At 51.6% G+C, this 593-nt stretch carries 2 pseudogenes; both read right to left on the reverse strand.

Annotated features, from left to right (window positions below):
* Positions 1–319, reverse strand: a pseudogene (locus PSEWESI4_RS24930) (hypothetical protein); the annotation flags it as partial.
* A 39-nt stretch (positions 320–358) separates the two neighbouring features.
* Positions 359–593: pseudogene (locus tag PSEWESI4_RS24935) on the reverse strand (hypothetical protein); the annotation flags it as partial.

The raw sequence follows: 593 nt of genomic DNA on the forward strand, positions 1-593 counted from the left end.
TTAGGTAGAAATTAGATAGATTTTTTATAAAGAATATTCTGTAGAGTAATAGCAGGAATACAAATAATGGGAATATCATGTCTGTTAAGTATGCTAGATATAAGTCTTGGCCTTCATATCCTGCTTGGCTTGTGGATATTAGGAAGTATGGGGCGAGAATTGCGATGGTGGTTGCATACATTTTTCCCATAAATGCAGAGTCAGCAGGCCAAGGATTTCGCAGACAGAGCACGCTCTCACCCATTGCGATGTACTGATCCCCAATGGCTGGAGTGACATCAGTCTTGCTTTTTATTGTCCATAGCCAGTCAATAGCCATTCCGCATCCTTGATGTTTTAGATAGTTGTAACTACGGGGTCAGGGCCGTACTCCACGTATGGCCATCTCCGCCGTGACCAGGGGCCCGGTTTCCCCCTCCAGCGCTTCCGGCGGTGCTTCGGCGGGGCGCACGTTGAACAGCCGGCAAGTGGCCCACCAGCACAGGGCGGCGAAGAGGTTGTAGGGGAAGAGCACGGCCCAGAAGGGCAGCATCCACCACTGCTTGGCTTTCTCCTCGCCAGGTTCGCCGGTACGCCAGGGGGCGTAGTGACGG

It is taken from the genome of Zestomonas carbonaria (genome assembly GCF_904061905.1).
Classification (GTDB): domain Bacteria; phylum Pseudomonadota; class Gammaproteobacteria; order Pseudomonadales; family Pseudomonadaceae; genus Aquipseudomonas; species Aquipseudomonas carbonaria.